Origin of the sequence: Ruegeria spongiae (genome assembly GCF_023502395.1) — a bacterium.
Taxonomy (GTDB): domain Bacteria; phylum Pseudomonadota; class Alphaproteobacteria; order Rhodobacterales; family Rhodobacteraceae; genus Ruegeria_C; species Ruegeria_C spongiae.
Genome location: NZ_JAMFMB010000092.1, coordinates 1 through 780 on the forward strand (window position 1 = coordinate 1; position 780 = coordinate 780).

Here is a 780-nt window from a genome sequence, read left to right on the forward strand (position 1 = left end):
TCGGATCTGGTGCGCAAGCTCAAAAACCACATTGCTGATTCTGCCAACGCCAGATGGGATGGTTGACGCCCTCATCAGACGGCATCGCAATGTGGCATGATGGTGGTGCTGAACGCCACGAAGCGGAGAGGACGGCGAAATGATGGACACATTGATTGGGGTGGATCTGGCAAAGCGCGTTTTCCAGGTTCATGGGGCCTTGATGACAGGACCTGTCAAGGTCCGCAAAAGTTAAGCTTAGAGCAGTTTCGGCGCTTCATGTCGGAACAGCCGCCGTGCGTCGTCGTATTTGAGCCCTGTGGCAGCACGCACGATTGGGCATGTGAGATGGAGCAGTGCGGCCATGAGATGAAACTGATCGCTCCGCAATATGTGCGGCCTTTTGTGAAGCGGCAGAAGAATGATGCGGCCGATGCCGAGGCAAGAGTGATCGCGGCACAGCGGCCTGAGATGCGGTTTGTAATACCGAAGACCAAAGAGCAGCAGGCGCAGGCAGCGCTTTTTCGAGGTCGTGAAAGATTGGTCCGTCAGCGCATTGAGTTGGTGAACGCGCTTCGGGCGCTGCTGTATGAATACGGCTATGTATTTCCGACAGGTCTGGCCCACCTCAAACGGATCGTGGCGGTGATCGAAGATCCTTCTTGTGACCTGCCCGCGCTTGTTATTGCCGAGAGCCAGGATCTGCTGCTTCAGATCGCCGGGAAAACGAGCGGATAGAGGCCAAGACGAAAGCACTGAAAGCGATAGCTGCGGACACGAGTACTTGGGGCGGCACTAAAG

1 protein-coding gene is annotated in these 780 nt (G+C 56.0%); it reads left to right on the forward strand.

Going from position 1 to position 780, the window contains the following annotated elements; genetic code table 11:
- Positions 1 to 258 precede the first annotated feature (258 nt).
- A complete protein-coding gene (locus tag M3P21_RS22385; RefSeq protein ID WP_249713720.1) occupies positions 259 to 717 on the forward strand; it encodes an IS110 family transposase in 459 nt (152 codons plus the stop codon).
- Positions 718 to 780: the final 63 nt, after the last annotated feature.